Origin of the sequence: Psychrobacter sp. S1-30-MNA-CIBAN-0213 (assembly GCF_040309845.1) — a bacterium.
In the GTDB taxonomy this organism is placed as follows: Bacteria; Pseudomonadota; Gammaproteobacteria; order Pseudomonadales; family Moraxellaceae; genus Psychrobacter.
In genome coordinates, this window is record NZ_JBEOPE010000009.1 from 90,257 (window position 1) to 109,504 (window position 19,248).

Sequence of the window (19,248 nt, forward strand, 5' to 3'; positions counted from 1 at the left end):
GTCATATCTCACTAACATGAATCAAATCAAGCAATACTTTGCTCTTGTCTTTTTCCACTTTACCTACCAACAAGGATTAGTATGGCAACGATTTTAACATTAGCTGGTGATGGCATTGGTCCTGAGATTATGACCCAAGCCATTAATGTACTGCAAGCCGTCAATAAAAAATTTACGCTAGATTTGAATCTTGAGTCTGGATTGATTGGAGGTGCAGCTGTTGATGTAACTGGTGAGCCTTTACCAGAGGAAACGCTTAGTCGTGCACGTGCAGCCGACGCAGTGTTATTGGGAGCAGTTGGTGGTCCTAAGTGGGATGCTATAGAGCGCAGTAAACGTCCTGAACGTGGTCTGCTTAAAATTCGTGGTGAGCTTGGTTTATTCGCCAACTTGCGTGTCGCGAAACTTTATCCGCAGCTGGCTAATGCTTCTAGTATAAAACCTGAGATTATCTCAGGTTTAGATTTGCTCATTGTCCGTGAGCTAACGGGTGGTATTTATTTTGGTGAGCCACGTGGTATTCGTACTCTAGAGAATGGTGAGCAGCAAGGCTATAACACTATGGTGTATAGCACTAGTGAGATTCAACGTATTGGCAAGGTCGCTTTTGAGTTGGCAAAAACGCGTGCACAAGCAGCAGGTACTGCAGCCAAAGTCTGCTCAGTAGACAAAGCGAATGTGCTAGAGGTTACTGAGCTGTGGAAGCAGACGATGATTGAGATGCAACAAGCGGATTATAATGATGTGGCGTTATCGCACATGTATGCTGACAATGCATGTATGCAACTGATTAAAGATCCTAAGCAGTTCGATGTCATGGTGACGGGTAACATGTTCGGCGATATCTTATCTGACGAAGCGGCTATGCTGACAGGATCTATTGGTATGCTGCCATCAGCTAGCCTTGATGAAAACGGCAAGGGTATGTATGAGCCTTGTCATGGCTCAGCACCTGACATTGCTGGACAAGATAAAGCCAATCCATTAGCCACGATACTTTCTGTCGCCATGATGCTGCGCTATACTTTTAAACAAGAACCAGCAGCACAAGCGATTGAACAGGCAGTCAGTGACGTCCTTGATGATGGCCTGCGTACGCTTGATATTCTAGATAGTAGTGAGGCGGGGCTAATCCAAGTTGGTTGCAAGCAAATGGGTGAGGCGGTATTAGCGAAGCTAGTATAAACCCACATTATTTGGAAACTAGACGGATACAGTTGAAGCTGACTATATCGGTTAGATTATAAATAATTTATATACATGCTAAAGTCGAATAAAGCCCACAAGCTGTCTAGCAGTTTGTGGGTTTTTTATGATCGAATAAATATTCGGCATAATAATCTATTGGGTTTTTTGCACTGTGTTATGGGAAAATTTCTGACATATAGTCCATTTTTAACATAGAAACTATAAGATTAGATGTTTGTTAACATAAAACTGTTACATCAGAAAATGGTCCTGTGACATCATTATCTCTTTTAAAATAGTATGTAGAAATATACTTTTATAAAGAATAAAATTAGAAACAAATTAGTAATGATTTCGCTAAATGTTATTGTCAAAAACAAAAATAAGATAGTGATCTTAATATTTCATTAATAATCAGTTGAGGAATGAAGCATGCATCAAATAACAAAAATTAATTCTGCTATAGCGGCATTAGGGTTATCTGCCGTATTATTTATAAATCCAAGTATTGCTGCAAATACTAATACTAATACTAATACTAATACTATTAGTACTGCCAATAAGGTTGCTAGTACTGATGCTAGTCCGGTCACCAATGGTGTCAGCCAAAATCTTACTGAGAATAGTAAGACTGCGAATTCGCTGAATAAGCTGCTACCTACTATCAAATACACAACGAATAATCTGCCAAAGTTTGCTCAGAAGGTTAATAGTTCCAGCTGGAAAAAAGGCGCAAACGTAAGTCGTAGTATGAGCACTAAGCTTCAGGCTTTGCTGAATTGGAATCAAAGTAGTGTCGGACCTGTGGATGGCTATTGGGGTAAGAACTCCATCAAAGCCATGCAAGCGTTTCAAAAGTCTCGTGGTCTGAAGGTGACGAATAATCTCAACGAAGAAACATGGCAAGCTTTAACTAAAAATAATAAGCTCATGTCACAACCTGTATTGGTTAGCTACAAGCTAAGTGATGCTGATGTAAATTTAAAAACCACCACTATTCCTGCTGGTGCAGAAGCCAAAGCTAAGCTTGAAGGTATGTACTACGAAAGCGTTATCGAAGCCTTAGCAGAAAAATTCCATATGAGTGAAAAGTATCTTAAAGAACTCAATCCAAACGCCAAGTTTAATGCCGGAGAGGGTATCACTGTTTATAATCCTGGCAATCCAAACACTAAGCCCGTAAGTCGAGTAGTGGCTGACAAAACAACTGAAACTTTATATGCTTATGATGAGCAGAATAATTTGGTTGCTAGTTATCCAACTACAGTAGGTAGCACGGCAACACCATCGCCATCAGGCAAACATACCGTTGAAGTCAAAGTGCATGAACCTAACTACACTTATACTGGAGATGATGGCAGTCAAATTATTATCCCTCCTGGCCCTAATAATCCAGTAGGTGTGGTATGGATAGGGCTTAGTAAACCCTCATATGGTATTCATGGCTCGCCAGATCCAGCGCGCATTAGCAGACAAGCATCGTCAGGCTGTATAAGATTGACCAATTGGGACGCTTTAGCATTATTAGGTACAATCAAAAATGATGCGACGGTAGAGTTCAAGTAATACCACTTTTAAATAATGAGCTAAATCTATCAGTGATGCGTAAAAATTACTAGCCGTAACGCTTACGCATCTCTTTATCATTAACTTCAATTTTTGAAAATGAGATGAAGATTTTGCAATGATTTAAATATAGGCAAATGATTAGCCCTAGGAATTGCTAACGTTACAAAATGAAAACCCAGACATAAAAATACCGCTGAAGATTAGCGGTATTTTTTTATGCAAAATTAAGTAAAACAACGAGACGTTGCAAGAATAGGGACGTTGCAGAAATAGAGATATTGCAAAAATAATGTTAATTATTAAACGAGCTGCTATTTGTAGATAGTTATCTGCTGTAAGTCATAGCAATGGACAGTTTGTCGTTTTTGTTATTATTGTTATGGAGACCATTCAGTTTTGTATATCAACCAAATAACTAGTCCATTCAATAACCAGTTTAATAACTTAAAATCGAATAACTGTCGTCTTAGGAACAAGACATTATAAAAAAATTAGTTTTTGCCGCGATAAGTAATGCGACCTTTAGTTAGGTCATAAGGTGTCATTTCCACTTTAACTTTATCACCAGTTAAAATGCGAATATAGTGTTTACGCATCTTTCCTGAGATATGAGCAATAATCTCGTGTCCGTTTTCTAAACGAACTTTAAACAAAGTATTTGGAAGGGTGTCGATAACTTCACCTTCAAATTCAATAATATCGTCTTTGGCCATAATTTGTATCAATCAATGAAAAATAAGCCGATATTATACGTAAGTTTCAATATTAAAGCAACAAAACATTGTTTTTACTTGACACTGTGTAAGTGTTATGTATATTCGCCAATCCTAGCTAGGGCGTGTCTTCAATCTGAACAAGTGAACCTCTAATGGGCTAAAAATGGCTATATTTTCGTCACTCTTTGAAAATTTCTAGACAGTATGTTCATATTCTCTGCGAAATCTTCTTTGATTGACAAAAATCTATCTCATTTTTATCATCATTATCAAAATGAGGACACGCCCTATTTTCAGTCAGGCAGGTTGAGCCAAAGTGGGGTAAGAGGGGCCTGTGGCATCAGCTGCTGGTAGTGCTCAGGATAATAAGCGTTAATAAAATATAGGCCGTCACCGGATGCAGTAGGTGGAGCGATGGTGCGGTCTTTTTTTTCTAAAATAGATAAGAAGTCTGTAGGCTCAAGCTCATGTCTTCCAATCGCATATAAAGTACCCATTAGGTTACGTACCATATGATGTAAAAAACCATTCGCCTGAATGTCAAAAACGATAAATGCGCCATGGGCGAAAAGCTTGGCATGGCTGACAGTACGTATGGGCTGATTAGATTGGCAAGCTGCAGCACGATAGCTACTAAAATCATGAGTCCCAGCAATATCAGCCGCTGCAAGCTGCATCGCCGCTAAATCTAGAGGTTCGTGAATATGGGTGACTTGATGATTGAGTATGGCAGGACGTGCAGCTTGATTGAGTGTAATGTAACGATAACGTCGAGCAATAGCGCCAAAACGGGCATGAAAGTCTGCTGGCATAGGTTGGACCCAGCGTAGGGCAATATCATCAGGCAATAGGCTGTTAACACCGCGTAGCCAATTATGAGTCGGGCGGTAAGCGTGGGTGATAAAATGCGCAATCATATTGCTGGCATGGACGCCAGCATCAGTACGACCTGCCGCGACCACTTCAACAGATTCATTGGCAACAGTACTAATGGCTTTCTCTAGCGCCTCTTGTACTCCAAGCACCTCTTTTTGACGTTGCCAGCCCCGATAATTAGTTCCTAAAAATTCGATGGCAATGGCCAAGTTATAAGTAGGGTTGTCTTGTTTTTCAGCTTCCATTGGTCTCTCAACTTCCATTAATCTCTTAATTTCTCTAGTAGGCGTAGTGTTCGGGGCAGGTGCTTGTCGTTTTACTTGGTAATATTGTTCAACGATTTTTTCTTATTGCTGTTCCTGACTGATTGACAGTATATGTCCAGCGTTGTCTTCTTCGTGCAGGTGTGTCATAGCGTAGCAATAGCCATAACAATCGCGCATAGATAGCAGGAATGGTTAAGCGCCCACCAGCAATGACATGGTAATCATATTGCCAACTACCCGCAGCATAACTGTCGCTGACCCCGCCAAATGGACATTGGCTAGCGCATACCACCATATGACCATGCTCGTACGAACGTTGCAATGCTTCGGCTAAATCTTTGGAGTGAGGAACATTGCCAGCGCCGAAACCTAATAATATTATCCCGCATGGTGGCTGGGTCAATAGCGCTTCTAGCTGCGTACTCAAGATATCAGGAATATTAGGCAGACAATATATCGCATGGATATTCGCTTGTTCTGCACGGGTTTGAATATCATTCTTAACAGCTATTTGGTCATCAAGCCAATGTTGACGGCGCGTGTCTGGTAGCTGCTTTATATAACTGTTATTTGGGTAGCCAGCACGAGTATGACCGGTAAAAGCCATAAAATCATGACTATGAATTTTTTGTACTGTTTGTGCGGGCCATGACTCACCGCCAAAGCTTATCTTAACGCCAGACTCTCCAGCAGCAGCTAGACGTAAAGACTCGCTGAGATTATTCCATGCATCACTATTTGCATCTACCGTATAGGTCGGTAATACATCGCTATCTAACAATGGGCGCATACTACCAGTGACCACCAAACACATATCCGTGCCTGCAAATGCCTCCGCTAGAAACGCGCCAAGATAACTTAAAGTATCTGTACCTGTGATTAGTACAAACTGACGTTGACCTTGTGCATAGGCATCTAATAACAGCTCATAGAAATGCACAAAGTCGTTTGAGGTTAGCTGGCTACTGTCTTTAATCAGCTTATTATCTAACCACGAGACTTCTGGCAACTGATTTGTTTGATTGTGCTCAGTAAGTAGCTCTTGTAAAGCAGGCAAGAAGATATTGGCATCTAAAGGAGCTAATGGGCGCCCATAACTACCAAAAGTACCACCAGCGTAAATAAGCTGAATAGTATTAGATGATCGATTTGATAAGGTTGAAGATGATGGCATGAGATTACCGCATTAAGGTTAAGTAATAAGAATAACAGTAGGGGTAATATAAATGATAAACCGTAAAATAGAAACAAGCATCCTATTTTCATAAGATGCTTGGTGATGAACAATATAATGGTTCAAGAGATTGATAGTATAGTCAATTCAAAATAAAAAGAGCACACCTATGACAATGTCATGCTGGGATGGTCTCGGGCTGGTATAAATTTTACTTGCTTGCTATGTGCGAAGTAATACAGAGACTTCAAAAATTCATTCCAGCAGTACTGTAGCCCTATTAATATGAATGAATTATAAAGCTAAAATTAGTGCTATTCTACTGGCCCTAGCTATATCTTAAGCTGTACGCGCCAGCATCTCTTGTGCTTGATTCTGCTGTTCACTGTTACCTTGAGTAATGACTTCGTTAAGTAAGCGTTTGGCACTATCGTACTCACCCAGCTGTAAATACTGACCAGCTAAATCCAGTGTTACTTGATTACTGTCCAAGGTATTTACAAAATCAAAGTCTGTGGCAAATTGAGCTGCAAAATCAATCTCTTGAGATACAAGTGTATGGATATTTGCATTGTCATCAACAAGGCTTACATTGTTTTCACTCTCTACTGGCATGCTAACAGACGGTGAGTTTACGACTGAATCAAAATCAAACTCGTCATCTATTGCTAAACTATCTTCTATGCTTTGATTATTGAGTACTTTGTCATCATGTGTTTCATTCTTCAAAGTTTCAGTAGTAGAGACTTCATCATCTAAGAAAAGTGTAGTTGTATCAATGTCTATTTCCGACACTTCATTGACTGCTGCAGGTTGTGTGTCATCGCTAATAGAAAACTCATCTTTGACAGTCGTTGTGTCAAGTTGTGCCAACGTATCTTCAACATCGTTCTCTAGTACGTTATCGTTATCAAGTACAATGGCATTGTCGCTAGTACTTTCTTGAATGTCCAGCGTATCCATACTAAGCGTACTGTTCTCAGCCAATGGGCTATCTTCACTTTCTAAAAGTAGTGCAAAATCTTCGCTATTAGTTTGAGCGCTATTCTCTAAAAAATCAGTACTGTTTGTCTCTTCAACCAAGTCATCAAGTTCTAAAACAAAATCATCATCTGAGCTGATATGTTGTGACTGACTATCTTGTGCTTGCACATCATCAACAAAGTTTAATTCTGATATGTTGCTATCATCTGACATTAAATCGAAATCAAGCATAAAATCGTCATCGACGTTTATATTCTTATTTTTACTAACATCATCAATAGTAATAGGTTCTGCGGGCGTTTTTGCGTCGTTTGTCTCTTTAGTTATGTCAAAATCATTATCGTCGCTAGTTGTAGATTCTAAGTTGTTAACTTCTACATTTTCTGTTGCTAAATCATCCAATGTGAGATCAAAACTATCTTCAGAATTAGAGTTATCATCAAAAGTCTCTTGTTGTAACACTACAGGCTCACTGAGTGCTTCAAGACGGTCTGTACTCGAAGCAGGCTTGATATCTGTAACTGTCTGTGGCGTAGACAAGTCAAAATCAAGACTTTCAAACGCCGCTTCATTGCCAGCTTCACCAGCTTGAGGTTCTACTGGTTTGTTTTGTGTTTGCTCTTGATCTAATAACGCTTTAAGTTGATCTGCATCATTTATAGCTGTCGTATCATCAGACAACTTGATAACGTTATATGTTTTAGTGAAATCGTCATGTTGATTAGTGATAGCGTAGATGTTTAGCAGCTTGAGTAATAATTTAGAGTCTTGAGGTTTTTCTATTAATCCTCGTTCTATACTTTCAATCGCTTTATCATAACGCTGCTGATCCATAAAACGTTGGGCAACAGCTAAAGGATCAAATTTAGTAGCATTTTGCTGAGCAGAGTTTTGATTAGAGCCTGTAGATGCTGTTTTTAGTTTTGACGTTGATGCGTGAGCAGCTAAATCTTTATCAGTTTCTTTCGAGTTCTGAGTAGTCGATTTTTGAGTCTTATTTTTGCGTAGCACGAGTACCGCTACCAATAAAACGACCACCAGACCTATAATGATATATAGCATACTATCCATAAATACTCCCAAGCCTACGAGCACTGTTTACAGCAATTGATGCTGGGCAGCTAGGCAATTATTGATTGCGTAATTTTTTGAGTCGAGCTTCAAGCTCAGCCAGTTTTTGGTTTTGTAGTTGTAATTTTTTAGCATAGCTACCAAGGGTATTATTGGTCGCTGCTACTCGTTTAGCTTGCTCAGCGGTATGCTGACGCGCCGATTTGAGTGTCGCCAGAATATCAGTGCTTAATCCATTGCCAGTTTCAGCAGCAGCTTTAGTTTGAGTGCCATCGGCACTACCGTCGCGACCAGGTGCAACAACAGAAAAACGTGCCTTTGGTAAAGTTTTGGTAGCAACTTGAGAGGGCTTATCCGAACGTTCAGATACTGTTTTTGATTCTGACGGTGTTCTCTTAGAGGCTATGGCTTTTGCGTTGCTAGCAGATTCTACTGCTGTTGGTTTTTTCTCATGAGTTTTCTTCGTTGTAGATGGGTTAGTCTGCAGATAATATTGTCTTTGAGCTACAATGGCAGTTTGTAGACTCTGCTGTGAAGGCATCGTGTCGTAGCTGGGCAGACTAAGCTCAGCATTTGCCTTTAGTAAGTCAGCATCTTGTGCAATAAAAGCGTCAGGATTTTGCGCTTTAATTTGTTTCATGACAGTTGGTACATCGAGGTTGTTTTGCTGTGCAATCTGTTGAGAGATGATCCAAAGGTTGTCATTACGTTGTACAGTATAACTCGTCGTTGCTGTGCTTGTATTACCTGACATCGGAGCTGCGACTGTCATACCAGCATTATCATTATCATTATGGTTATCGTTTGATGTAGTATTGGCAGAGGAGGGCAGCGAAGCTTTGGATGGCGTGCTTTTAGCTTCAATATTGCTTGCAAATGGTATTGGTTGACTTGCTTTATTATTGCTAACGTCTTCTTTTAGCTGGATTTGCCGAGTCACTTGAATATTTAGAATATTGACCTGTGTATTTGTATTGCCGGTAGCGCCAATAGCATCAGCTGCCGGCACACTATTGCCTAGCGCACTATTTTTTTGTCCATTGTTATTATTGGTGGTCGAACTAATATTGGGAGCAGCAGCGTCTTCTAAGTTATTCATGTTCAAATGATCTATTTTATCTGCTTTTCCAACGTTACTATTATTTGCTATTAAGTTCGTATCTCTCAAAGTACTGCTACTGTTTGAGCTATTGCCATTTAAGCTATTGTTAGAGAAGTCTGTTGCTTTCGTCACCTGCGAAACATTGGCGTTTGCAATCGCTGTGTTTGAAGTTTGAGACCCTGGTAAGGTTGGTACATTGACAGCACTCATAACTGGTAACGTCTTAACGTTAGATGTTTGAAGCGAATTGGTTTCTGGCAATGATGGCGTCGATACCGATGCTTGCATACTCGGTGACGTAAATAGCGGTGGCGGTGCGCCGCGTCTAACAGTTAACGGTTTGGAGTTAGAGTTTGACACTACTGGTAGATTCGGTTTTTTTGTACCTGACATAACTCGATTAGGCTGCTTAATCGGAACATTGTTACCAAGTGGCATAAGTAAAGTCTTAGGTACTACATTGCGCTGACCATTGTCATTTATTGCCAGTACTACATCTGCAAATGGCATTGATACCGGTTGTGAGGTATTAATAAGCAGTTGACCAGTAGTGGCAGAAGTTGCTACAAACCTTACTGCCATTGATGCTGTTGGGGTTAGCCCCATCTGTTGATAAACGACAGGACTTGCAAGACTGGCGGCAAAATCCTTAGCATTAATGTCAGTTACTGTAATACTTGCAGTCAAAGGTTCGTGCTGCGCAGAGGTAATAATTGTTTTACCCATAGTGGCTGCTTGTGCAACAGGTAGCAACACTACAGAGCTCACAGAACAAAGTAGTGCTATTGACACCGCGTGATGAATATTGGTCAATCGATGAGGTAAATGCCAAGACATGCGCAGCCCTTTTATAGTGTCTTATGAGAATAACTAATAACAGTACTCTTTATAATGGTGTAATAGCTATCCGTGTTTTTAGCAAAATAATGTTCAGTTTACCATTTATTTCGTAGTGTTCATTACCAACATCACCAAGCGATGAGTGAGACTTAAATTTATTAAAGTGCTTTTTTATCCAACAACATGGCATCCCCATAACTAAAAAAGCGGTACTGATGGCTAATTGCGTGTTGATAAGCCTGTTCAATAGCTGCTTTACCTGCAAATGCGGATACCAGCATTAGTAAGGTAGATTTGGGTAAATGGAAATTGGTTATCAAGCGATCAATAACGCCAAATTTAAAACCAGGATATATAAATATGTCCGTATCTCCTGACCAAGTGGCAACAGATTGGCCATTATTTGCCGTTTTTTGATAAGCGGTCTCTAGAACACGTGCAACAGTCGTGCCAACAGCGATAACCTTATTACCCTTTGCATGGGTTTGATTAATCAAATCTGCGGTCGCTTGTGGCAGGTGTGCATATTCGCTGTGCATAGTATGATTGAGCAGGTTTTCTGTCTTAACTGGCGCAAATGTGCCAGCACCAACATGCAAAGTGACAAAGGCTGTATTAATACCTTTATTAGCCAAAGCTGACAGCACAGTTTCATCAAAATGTAGACTGGCTGTAGGAGCAGCTACGCTGGCAAGTTTGGCTGGATCATGAAATATCGTTTGATAACGAGTATTGTCAGTCGCATCGGCATGGCGCTCAAAATAGGGTGGTATTGGCAACTCACCATAAAGCTCTAAATCAGGCAAAACAGGGGCATCGAAGGCTAAGATAAATAAGTTGTCTTGACGACCAATCATCTCACAGCTCATACGCTCGTCAGCTAGCCATAAGCGTTGTCCAAGCTTTGGCGCTTTACTAGCTTTAACATGACCTAATGCGATGTTTGAATACATGGCTAATGTTTCATTGTCTATATCAACATTGTCTTTTAATCCTGAGCTATCTACCAAACGCTCAATCAGTACTTCAACGCGCCCTCCAGTGTCTTTTTTACCGAATAGTCGCGCTTTCATTACCTTAGTATCATTAAAGACAATAAGATCACCGGCACTGAACAAGGATGGCAATGCCGTAAACAAGTGGTCTTGAGGCTGACTTGGTTGTTCTTTGTGATCTATAGCTGGCAGATAAAGCAGCTTAGAGTCTGAGCGTTGGGCCAAGGGATAGCGGGCGATTAACTCGTCAGGTAGCTCATAATCATAATCAGCAACGCTTAGATAAGTCAGTGGGGCATCGTCGTGTTTAATATCATTCATATTGGTATCGTTGTCTATATTAGGATTGGCAGTTTTAAAACTGAAGTTACTCATAATGCATGATGAAGGCAGTTAAAAATTTTGGCATAAGTTTAGCAGAAACGGGATAATAGCGTGAAAAATTCCTAATGGCTTTTAACTATTATGCCTACTATAAAAATAGCCTAAGCAATCTTATATTGATTACTGCTTTGCATTAAAGTTCAAATACAGAAACGAATTAATAGAAACGAATCATAAGTCTTAATCGAATAGATTAAGCTGCGGCAGGATCTGGGTTGCAGGCATTAAAGATGAATAGGTTACACCTACAAGTCTGATAGGCAGTGTACGCGGTATATCTAAGAACAGCTTATCTAACCAATAATGTGCAGACTCTGCATTTATAAAAACAGTAGATAAGGTATATGAACGCGTTATTTGCGTAAAGTCAGCATATTTTATCTTGAGTGTAATGGTATAAGCAATAAGCTGCTTATTGTTCATTTGTCTGAATGCATCAGCGTTTTGCTCATAAATTTGTACGCGTAATTGTTCGTTATCACTCAAGTTATCCCTAAAGGTAGTTTCTGAGCCGACCGATTTATGCTGACGCTCAGATTTCACTGGTCGCTCATCACGACCGTGGGCAATATCATGATAGAACTGCCCGCGCTTGCCGAACTCATTAACTAGTGATGCTGCGGGTACCTGCCGAAGATCAGCTCCATTACTTACGCCCATTGCGTGTAAGCGTTTGGCTGTTGCCTTACCAATTCCATGAAAGCGCTCTATAGGTAGCGTACTAATAAACGCTTCTGCGTCATCGGGTGTGATAATGGCGGTACCGTTAGGTTTATTGATATCAGAGGCAATCTTTGCCAACATCTTATTGAACGAAACGCCTGCTGACGCTGTTAGCCCTGTTTGCTCTAGTATCTGTGCCCTCAACCAGTTAGCCATCAATGTCGCTGAACCTTTATGCACTTGTAGACCCGTAACATCGAGATAAGCTTCATCTAAAGATAGCGGCTCAACACGCGGTGTTAAGCTATACATAATAGTACGAATCTGGATGCTGACAGCACGATATACATCAAAACGCGGTCGTACGAATATTACATCTGGACAACGTTTGCGTGCCTCATAACAGGACATCGCAGAGCGCACTCCAAACTGACGTACCTCATAGCTGGCAGCGGCTACTACGCCACGTCCACTAGGATCTCCACCAACGACCAAAGGCTTACCACGATATTGTGGAAAATCCCGTTGTTCAACGCTGGCATAAAAGGCATCCATATCGAGATGAATAATCTTACGAGTGGCAGGTGAGGTAAAAGCTGTCATAAGCTCTATTTTACCTGAGTTTACGGATATTTTTGAGCAATACTTGCTAGATGTGGGGAGAGTATCAAACTTATAAAAATATAGTATTAGCTTATATATCAAGTATTTTGGATGTATAAACCTGATTTTGAATATATCACCATTCATTAACGCTTATAATTTTTATTGGGATGTAAAATCAGCATTTGCTTTATTTTTTTTACCACTTAAGAGTACATTCGTACCACTTATGACAATAAAAAAATAAGTGGTAGCCGACAGCACTATTAGTTTGTTAAGTTAAGTAATGATTAATCTAATTCATATCTTTTGGATAAGCACTTACTAATTTTACGTATTTAGTTTATCTAAAGAAAATATGAAAACCATTTAATTAATCTGTAGATGTTACCGTCTAGATTTTTTAGCATATGATGGTTGTATAGACATCTTTTTTTAACTAAAAGTACGAAAGATAGAATCTTTAAAATACTATGATGTACTAAATATTCTAAACTTTCAATATAACTAATGACTGAGGAGTTTAAAATGAATAATCAGTTAAAAGGTAGCGACCTAACCCGAGCAATGCTGAAAAATGGCCACCAAAATATATGGTGTGCGGTCGATGACGAAAGTGATGAGCGTGCTATTACGGATCACGAAAACAACGACTTTACAGCCCGTATTATGTACTTTGAAAATGGTAAGTTTATTTGTACAAGCGGCGCACCATGGACTTACGCTGTACCTATTAAGATAGTTGCGCTTACACAAGAAGATGCAGGGTTATAAATATTTAGTAGCCATTGAGCTAAGGAGATATAACTGAGATGATTATTAAGGGTATGAGTTGGTACTGATGATTTCTTTGCTTTAATTAAGAAATAGATGAGGTTATTTAGTAAATAGAATAAATGCCTCCATATTTATAGTTTCTATTATTAACTTATTTCCGTAACCAGTAATATTTATATATCATCGTATAATTGAATTTGTTTGCGTAAAATATTTTCTAATCAACCTGTTTTTACAGGTATTTTTATTTAGCGAAAATAAATATACTATCTTTCATATACGAAAATTTAGAGATAGTATTATTCTGAACATGTTTTTTGGATTACTAGGAAGTAATAACAGAGTTAGACTAGTATTTGTGGGGGAGATTCCTAATATATTATTATAAAATAACTTTCTCATAATTCTAGCAGCTACTGGTGTAAATATTTTAAAAAAAGGGGCAAGCGACAATTAATGTGCGCTGCCCCTTTCTTCTTTAACTATCTTTCTTTTTAGACAAACTATCTTTGCTTATACTAATTTTTCATATTAATCATTCAATATAGAAAACTGTTACTTCGTTGAGCTTTATTCAATTTAGTATAGGCAACAGGTATATCTGTATCAGACATATAGTTATCAGATATATATCAAAGATAAAATATACAAGCCATAACTTCACCAGCTAGTCAATGATGAGGCGCTACTTTGACTGATAAAGCCATCTGGCGTTTGTCCATTGTTAGCCTGCCAGCTCTGAAATGCTTTACGAGTATTGGTACCGATAATCCCATCAGTGCCTTTGGTATCGTAGCCTGCACTGGTTAAGCGCTGTTGCAAACGGGTCACTTGTGAGGTCGATAGCGGACGCTCATAACGCGGCCATGACTTGCGTAGACCACTTTTTCCAACGATTGCATTACCTAATAAGCTGACGCCCAATGCATAGTTTGATGAGTTGTTATAGACTTTTATTACATCAAAGTTAGGGCTAAGCAGTAGCGCTGGGCCATCTTTGCCAGCAGGTAGCCAAAGCTCCATCTGCGTATTGGCATCTAAATTTACATCATCAATGGTATCAAGACCAAGGGCTGCCCATCTAGCAGCGGGCTGCTTGGTGCTGACCGTAGAGTAATCAAAAGATGCTGGCAAGGTTACTTCGTAGAATGGCGCTAGCCCACGTACCCAGCCTGAGTTGCTTAGATAGTTGGCAGTTGATGCCAACGCGTCGGCTGTTGACCACGGATTGCGATGACCATTACTGTCGCCATCGACACCATGTTTTACCCAAGTATCAGGGATGAACTGCGTCTGTCCCATACCACCTGCCCAAGAGCCTTCAAGCTGAGACCAAGATACATCGCCACGTTGTAATAGCTGCATGAGTGACAGTAATTGAGTTTCAGCAAACTCTTGGCGGCGCCCATCATAGGCAAGACTTGCAAGTGCGCTTGGTAGATAGCTGTTGCCAGTGACCGCTCCGTAAGATGATTCCATACCCCAAATTGCGGCAATTATCTCTGCATCAACACCATATTGGGATTCTAAACTTGATAAATACGAGCGCTGCTCTGCAAATTTACGTTTACCAGTTGCGATACGAGCATCTGACGCCGCAGAGTCTGCATACTCCCATGGCATTTTAGAAAACTCAGGCTGACCTGAATCAAGTGAAATAACTTGCTCGTTTAAGTAAGCCGAGCTAAGTAAGCGCTGGACATCGGATGAGCTATATCCGGCAGACATAGCACGCATGGAGAAGTCCGACTTCCAATCTGAAAAACTGCGATAGCTAGGTTTGGGCGTGATGACAGTCTGTTGTTGAATAATGACAGGGGCAGGTTTTACTTTGATAGTTTGAGTCTGAGTCACCTCAACGTTGCCCTGACGCACAGGTTTGCTCGATTGCTGCATTGTCGGCTGAGTGGCACAACCAGCTGCTACTAATATAGGCAGTAGGATAGCATATTGCTTTTTTAACATCATAAAAGGTCTCGAATATCAGTAAGTACTAAAACAGTAGTAGAAAAATAGGTCAAATTTAAAACAAGTTTGAGGTCATAAAGTATCTGTGCTAAGTGCTGTTATGAACCAACAACGAAAAATTACTGTAGCAATAAATAATGATAAAGTCGATGGTATAAATACGGTTATTACTGATTTAAAAACAGTTAATTAGAAACAAAATACTATCAGGCTAGTTTTATTTTTAAGTATGGCATTAGGTTTGTTAAAGGATAGACGTAGAAATGCAGCGCCATTACGTCGCTGCATTTGTGGTACATAAGGATTGTCAAAAGCTAAGAGATACTATGATTCTTACATTTCTAGATAAAATTTATTCGATATTATCGCGTACCAGCATGACCAACTTTGACTTGCGTAGATAGCATACGACCTTTGGTCTCAGCTTTACGTGATGCCTCATCCCAGTCAGGTGCAGCACACATAAATAGTGTTTTGCCATCTTGTCCACCAAGGGCAACAGCAAAAATGCCATCAGGTGCAGTATCTACAGTTTCTAAGATTTCACCGCCCTCGCTAATACGCATAGCACGCTGGTTCAAAGTATCTGCAATCCAAACAGCGCCCTCGCTATCTAATGCAAGGCCATCTGGTAGAATTTTGGCGTTTCCTATGCGCACACCAAGGTTTGGTTCATCACCCAATTCGCCAAAGCTTGCAAAGTCACGTTTTTCGCCAAGTGTCCCATCTGCATTGATATCGAATTGTGAGATTTTATTGCCAAATAGCTCGTTGACGATTAAGGTCTTTTCATCAGCTGATATCACCATGCCATTGGGAAAAGACAGCCCTTCTGCAACGACTTGTGAGCTACCATCCGGTCTAACTAGTACCAGTCCTGCATGTTCATGATCAGCGCCACCCATCAAGTCAAAGCCAAAATTACCGACGTAAGCATTGCCATTGGGGGCGACCACCATATCGTTAGCATGTCCACCGCAATGCTCCCAAATGTCAGCGTGCACGACTAATTCGCCATTGTCTTCTAAGCGTAAGACTTTACGGTCTTTCATCGATACTACCAGCATACGACCGTCAGGCAACCAACCTAAACCAGAAGGTTGCTGTTCAATATGGACGATTTTTTCTGCCACGCCTTGCTCATTAACGCGGTAAACCCCTTGCGTATAAAAATCGACGAACCATAAAGCGTTTTTATACCAGCGAGGGCCTTCTAAATAATGAAAGTCATCAACGACAACGTCTAACTCATATTCCGACATAATTATTTCCCTTGATTAGTGGTTATCTTCCTTGATAAATCAGTACAATTATTTTAAATAATGACAGTTTTTCTTTTAGAGTATCTCCTTATATATCGTTGTAACTTCATCTAACGTCATATCCTTAGGATTGGTTGCAATCAGTCTGGCATAAGTATTCGTCACTATGTCCGCTAAAGCAGGGATATCTTGGTCTGTAATATCTAATTCACTCAAACGGTATTTAAGGCCGCTCATCTCTAAAAAACCTCGCAATTGATTTATGAACTGGCTGGCCGCGTCGAAATCATTCATACCAGATATTTGAGCAGGCATGACGGCACGAGCCAGCTCTGCATACAGAGGTGCTGCTGCTGATAAGTTAAAGGTAAAGACGCCGCACATGACAAGAGCATTGGCATGTCCATGTGGAATATGAAAGTTGATACTAAGTGGGTAGGAGAGTCCATGTACAGCGGCTACGGAAGAATTGACGAAAGCAATACCAGCCAGCGTGGAGCCTAGTAGCATATCGGCCCGGGCATCGATATCATCGCCTTGATTTAATACTTTTTCGAAATTACTCCAGAGCATCTGCAAGCCTTTAAGCGCTAATGCGTCTGAGATGGGGTTTTTTTTCGTACGGCTGGTATAAGCTTCAACACAATGCACCATGGCATCAAGTGCTGTTGCAGCAGTAATGTGGCGAGGTAGCTTAAGGGTCAGCGTCGCATCTAAAATGGCAACATCGGGTAGGATTTTTGGGGTATAAATCGCTTTCTTGCTGCCATCTTTTGCCGTGATGACTGATACAAAGGTGGATTCTGCACCAGTACCAGCGGTGGTCGGTATCGCAAACAGAGGTAGCTTGTTAAAACCACTAACATCTTTATCCAAAATATCGTTTACCGATTCAAAGTCGTTTGGATATAAAGCGACAATTTTTGCAGTATCGATAGAGCTTCCACCACCTAAACCAATAACCAGATTACACTTGTTGTCTCTAGCAATTTTGATAGCGTCATTGACGACTTGAACAGGCGGGTCGGCTACAACGGCATCGAAGACAACTACTTGTATGCCAGCTTCTTGCAACGATTGCTGAGCAATATCGACATAGCCTAGCTGAGTGATGCCAGCATCCGTAACGATAATAGCCGATGTTGCATAGTACTGCTTGGCCAACGCGCCGAGCTTTTGGCGCATACTGTCAGCTTCGCTAATGATATGACCATTGGTATAAAACTCAATCCCTGTCATGTGTTCTTCCTTGTGTAGAGGTACGTCCATATATAAAGCAGCACTAATTGTAATGTAGTATTCATGGTTCTGTATACATAAGTTCCTTACTTATAAGTTTTCTAGTATGAACTTATAATAAGATTTTATGGTGCTACTTATCTAATGTATCAGACTTTTATCATTATTTTTAATGCGTAAAGTTTGTAATAAGAATGAGCTTACTGAGTATATGATTATTAATAATACCTGTATAAACACGTCATAAAATGATTTGACAGCTATCATTATAGCTGCTAATTTCAAATAGTGTTTTCCATTTTAAATAGCTTTTTAATTTAGCATTAGTGATAATTCTTCTGAATTCTATAGAAGCTTATTTATCAATGAATAGCATATATGCTGCAAAAAATCTGAATCGACAAGCTCGCAACTATCTAGCCAATCAAGAAAACAACCTCTTATTTTCAATCACTATCAAAAGGAATTAATAGTGAAACTTGCCCCTCTATTATCTATAACGGCGCTTGCAGCTGTCAGCCTACTTGGTTGTTCTAACCAGTCTGATAGCAGTAGTGACGCGGCCTCATCTCAGGAAACTACCATTCTACGTTTTTCACACTTTTATCCATCGACCTCCGATATCAACGAGCAGATATTTGAACCATGGGCCAAAAAAATCGAAGCAGATTCTAACGGACGTCTCAAGGTCGAAGTCTATCCTTCAGCAACGATTAGTAAAGCAGATACCGCTTATGAGTCTGCAGTAAAAGGAACGATTGACATCGGCTCCCAAGTACAAGGTTATACCAGCGGTCGATTCCCACTGTCTCAAATCGCAGAGCTTCCAGGTTTGTCTAATTCGTCTACGCAGACAGGCTGTATGTTACAGACGCTTTATGACAATGGTACTATTGCTAGTGAATACGAGGACTCGCACTTATTGTTCATGTTTGCGACAGGACCTGGGACTTTACATAGCACGAATAAATTAATAAAAACGCCTGAAGATATGAGAGGTATGCGCATTCGTAGGCCTTCAGCAGTGGCGGGTGACATTATTGAAAGTATGGGTGCTTCTCCTGTAGGACTACCTGCTAATGATATATATACTTCTCTACAGCGCGGTGTCGTTGATGGATTGAGCTTTCCATGGGAAGCTATGGCAACTTTTAAGCTTGATGAGCTGACGAAATATCATACTAATATGCCATTCTATAGTTCCGCGTTAATGGTAACTATGAATAAAGATAAATATGAAGGCTTGCCAGAAGATTTGAAACAAGTTATTGATGACAACTCAGGTATGGCACTTAGCAAGAAAGTAGGTGCGATGTGGGATAAGACTTATTCAGTACAATTACAAGCAGCTCGAGATAAAGGTGATGAAGTTATTGATATTCTAGATCCACTCAACGATCCAGACTGGAAAGGGCCTCTTGAAAAGGGCACACAGAAGTATCTTGATGATGTCAATGCCTTAGGCTTGGATGCTGATGGTGTTTATGAAAAAGCCAAAGCTGCCAGCATCGCTTGTAAAGTCTAATAATCATAACGCATGCTTCTCCCATTTTTGTTTGAAAATCATAAAT

Annotated in this window: 14 protein-coding genes; 4 read left to right on the forward strand and 10 right to left on the reverse strand. The window is 40.2% G+C overall.

The genetic code is table 11. The features are described 5' to 3' along the window. The first annotated feature begins 81 nt into the window (after positions 1 to 81). Both leuB and AAEY87_RS09920 read left to right on the forward strand, forming a co-directional pair. Complete coding sequence (leuB, locus tag AAEY87_RS09915) at positions 82 to 1,185, forward strand: 3-isopropylmalate dehydrogenase (protein ID WP_350657048.1); 1,104 nt, start codon at positions 82 to 84, stop codon at positions 1,183 to 1,185. A gap of 435 nt (positions 1,186 to 1,620) precedes the next feature. Further along, entirely contained in the window at positions 1,621 to 2,754 is a 1,134-nt protein-coding gene (locus tag AAEY87_RS09920; protein ID WP_350657050.1) for a L,D-transpeptidase family protein, read from the forward strand. A gap of 494 nt (positions 2,755 to 3,248) precedes the next feature. On the opposite strand, the gene infA is transcribed toward AAEY87_RS09920, so the two are convergent. From infA to dinB, 7 genes are all read right to left on the reverse strand, one after another. After that, positions 3,249 to 3,470 carry a translation initiation factor IF-1 gene (gene infA / locus AAEY87_RS09925; RefSeq protein ID WP_068036477.1) on the reverse strand — a complete coding sequence of 74 codons (222 nt, stop codon included), beginning with the start codon at positions 3,468 to 3,470 and terminating at the stop codon, positions 3,249 to 3,251. Positions 3,471 to 3,766: 296 nt separating this feature from the next. Next, positions 3,767 to 4,612 carry a tRNA pseudouridine(38-40) synthase TruA gene (truA, locus tag AAEY87_RS09930; protein ID WP_350657051.1) on the reverse strand — a complete coding sequence of 282 codons (846 nt, stop codon included), beginning with the start codon at positions 4,610 to 4,612 and terminating at the stop codon, positions 3,767 to 3,769. Between the two features lie 70 nt (positions 4,613 to 4,682). Next, positions 4,683 to 5,789 carry an asparaginase gene (locus tag AAEY87_RS09935; protein ID WP_350657052.1) on the reverse strand — a complete coding sequence of 369 codons (1,107 nt, stop codon included), beginning with the start codon at positions 5,787 to 5,789 and terminating at the stop codon, positions 4,683 to 4,685. Between the two features lie 339 nt (positions 5,790 to 6,128). Then, the gene (locus AAEY87_RS09940; RefSeq protein WP_350657053.1) at positions 6,129 to 7,844 is read right to left on the reverse strand and encodes a motility hub landmark protein FimV; all 1,716 of its coding nucleotides are present in this window, start codon (positions 7,842 to 7,844) and stop codon (positions 6,129 to 6,131) included. Positions 7,845 to 7,902: 58 nt separating this feature from the next. Next, positions 7,903 to 9,783, reverse strand: a complete 1,881-nt coding sequence (locus tag AAEY87_RS09945) for a type IV pilus assembly protein FimV (RefSeq protein ID WP_350657054.1) — start codon at positions 9,781 to 9,783, stop codon at positions 7,903 to 7,905. Between the two features lie 161 nt (positions 9,784 to 9,944). After that, positions 9,945 to 11,102, reverse strand: a complete 1,158-nt coding sequence (queA, locus tag AAEY87_RS09950; protein ID WP_350657055.1) for a tRNA preQ1(34) S-adenosylmethionine ribosyltransferase-isomerase QueA — start codon at positions 11,100 to 11,102, stop codon at positions 9,945 to 9,947. Positions 11,103 to 11,345: 243 nt separating this feature from the next. Then, entirely contained in the window at positions 11,346 to 12,431 is a 1,086-nt protein-coding gene (gene dinB / locus AAEY87_RS09955; RefSeq protein WP_350657056.1) for a DNA polymerase IV, read from the reverse strand. Between the two features lie 528 nt (positions 12,432 to 12,959). On the opposite strand from dinB, the gene AAEY87_RS09960 reads away from it, so the two are divergent. Continuing rightward, positions 12,960 to 13,205 carry a hypothetical protein gene (locus AAEY87_RS09960; RefSeq protein ID WP_082785684.1) on the forward strand — a complete coding sequence of 82 codons (246 nt, stop codon included), beginning with the start codon at positions 12,960 to 12,962 and terminating at the stop codon, positions 13,203 to 13,205. Between the two features lie 663 nt (positions 13,206 to 13,868). On the opposite strand, the gene AAEY87_RS09965 is transcribed toward AAEY87_RS09960, so the two are convergent. From AAEY87_RS09965 to AAEY87_RS09975, 3 genes are all read right to left on the reverse strand, one after another. Continuing rightward, the gene (locus AAEY87_RS09965; protein ID WP_350657057.1) at positions 13,869 to 15,176 is read right to left on the reverse strand and encodes a lytic murein transglycosylase; all 1,308 of its coding nucleotides are present in this window, start codon (positions 15,174 to 15,176) and stop codon (positions 13,869 to 13,871) included. A gap of 362 nt (positions 15,177 to 15,538) precedes the next feature. Then, positions 15,539 to 16,438, reverse strand: a complete 900-nt coding sequence (locus AAEY87_RS09970) for an SMP-30/gluconolactonase/LRE family protein (RefSeq protein WP_350657058.1) — start codon at positions 16,436 to 16,438, stop codon at positions 15,539 to 15,541. A 75-nt stretch (positions 16,439 to 16,513) separates the two neighbouring features. Next, entirely contained in the window at positions 16,514 to 17,677 is a 1,164-nt protein-coding gene (locus AAEY87_RS09975; protein ID WP_350657059.1) for an iron-containing alcohol dehydrogenase, read from the reverse strand. 472 nt (positions 17,678 to 18,149) lie between these two features. On the opposite strand from AAEY87_RS09975, the gene AAEY87_RS09980 reads away from it, so the two are divergent. Beyond that, positions 18,150 to 19,202, forward strand: a complete 1,053-nt coding sequence (locus AAEY87_RS09980) for a TRAP transporter substrate-binding protein (RefSeq protein WP_350657060.1) — start codon at positions 18,150 to 18,152, stop codon at positions 19,200 to 19,202. Positions 19,203 to 19,248 lie beyond the last annotated feature (46 nt).

Bases quoted from the DNA above. Each gene is read 5' to 3' on its own strand.
- AAEY87_RS09945 (WP_350657054.1), bottom strand. From the start codon at position 9,783: ATGTCTTGGCATTTACCTCATCGATTGACCAATATTCATCACGCGGTG.
- truA (WP_350657051.1), bottom strand. From the start codon at position 4,612: ATGGAAGTTGAGAGACCAATGGAAGCTGAAAAACAAGACAACCCTACT.
- AAEY87_RS09920 (WP_350657050.1), top strand. From the start codon at position 1,621: ATGCATCAAATAACAAAAATTAATTCTGCTATAGCGGCATTAGGGTTA.
- infA (WP_068036477.1), bottom strand. From the start codon at position 3,470: ATGGCCAAAGACGATATTATTGAATTTGAAGGTGAAGTTATCGACACC.
- AAEY87_RS09975 (WP_350657059.1), bottom strand. From the start codon at position 17,677: ATGACAGGGATTGAGTTTTATACCAATGGTCATATCATTAGCGAAGCT.
- AAEY87_RS09965 (WP_350657057.1), bottom strand. From the start codon at position 15,176: ATGATGTTAAAAAAGCAATATGCTATCCTACTGCCTATATTAGTAGCA.
- leuB (WP_350657048.1), top strand. From the start codon at position 82: ATGGCAACGATTTTAACATTAGCTGGTGATGGCATTGGTCCTGAGATT.
- AAEY87_RS09940 (WP_350657053.1), bottom strand. From the start codon at position 7,844: ATGGATAGTATGCTATATATCATTATAGGTCTGGTGGTCGTTTTATTG.
- queA (WP_350657055.1), bottom strand. From the start codon at position 11,102: ATGAATGATATTAAACACGACGATGCCCCACTGACTTATCTAAGCGTT.
- AAEY87_RS09970 (WP_350657058.1), bottom strand. From the start codon at position 16,438: ATGTCGGAATATGAGTTAGACGTTGTCGTTGATGACTTTCATTATTTA.
- AAEY87_RS09935 (WP_350657052.1), bottom strand. From the start codon at position 5,789: ATGCCATCATCTTCAACCTTATCAAATCGATCATCTAATACTATTCAG.
- dinB (WP_350657056.1), bottom strand. From the start codon at position 12,431: ATGACAGCTTTTACCTCACCTGCCACTCGTAAGATTATTCATCTCGAT.
- AAEY87_RS09960 (WP_082785684.1), top strand. From the start codon at position 12,960: ATGAATAATCAGTTAAAAGGTAGCGACCTAACCCGAGCAATGCTGAAA.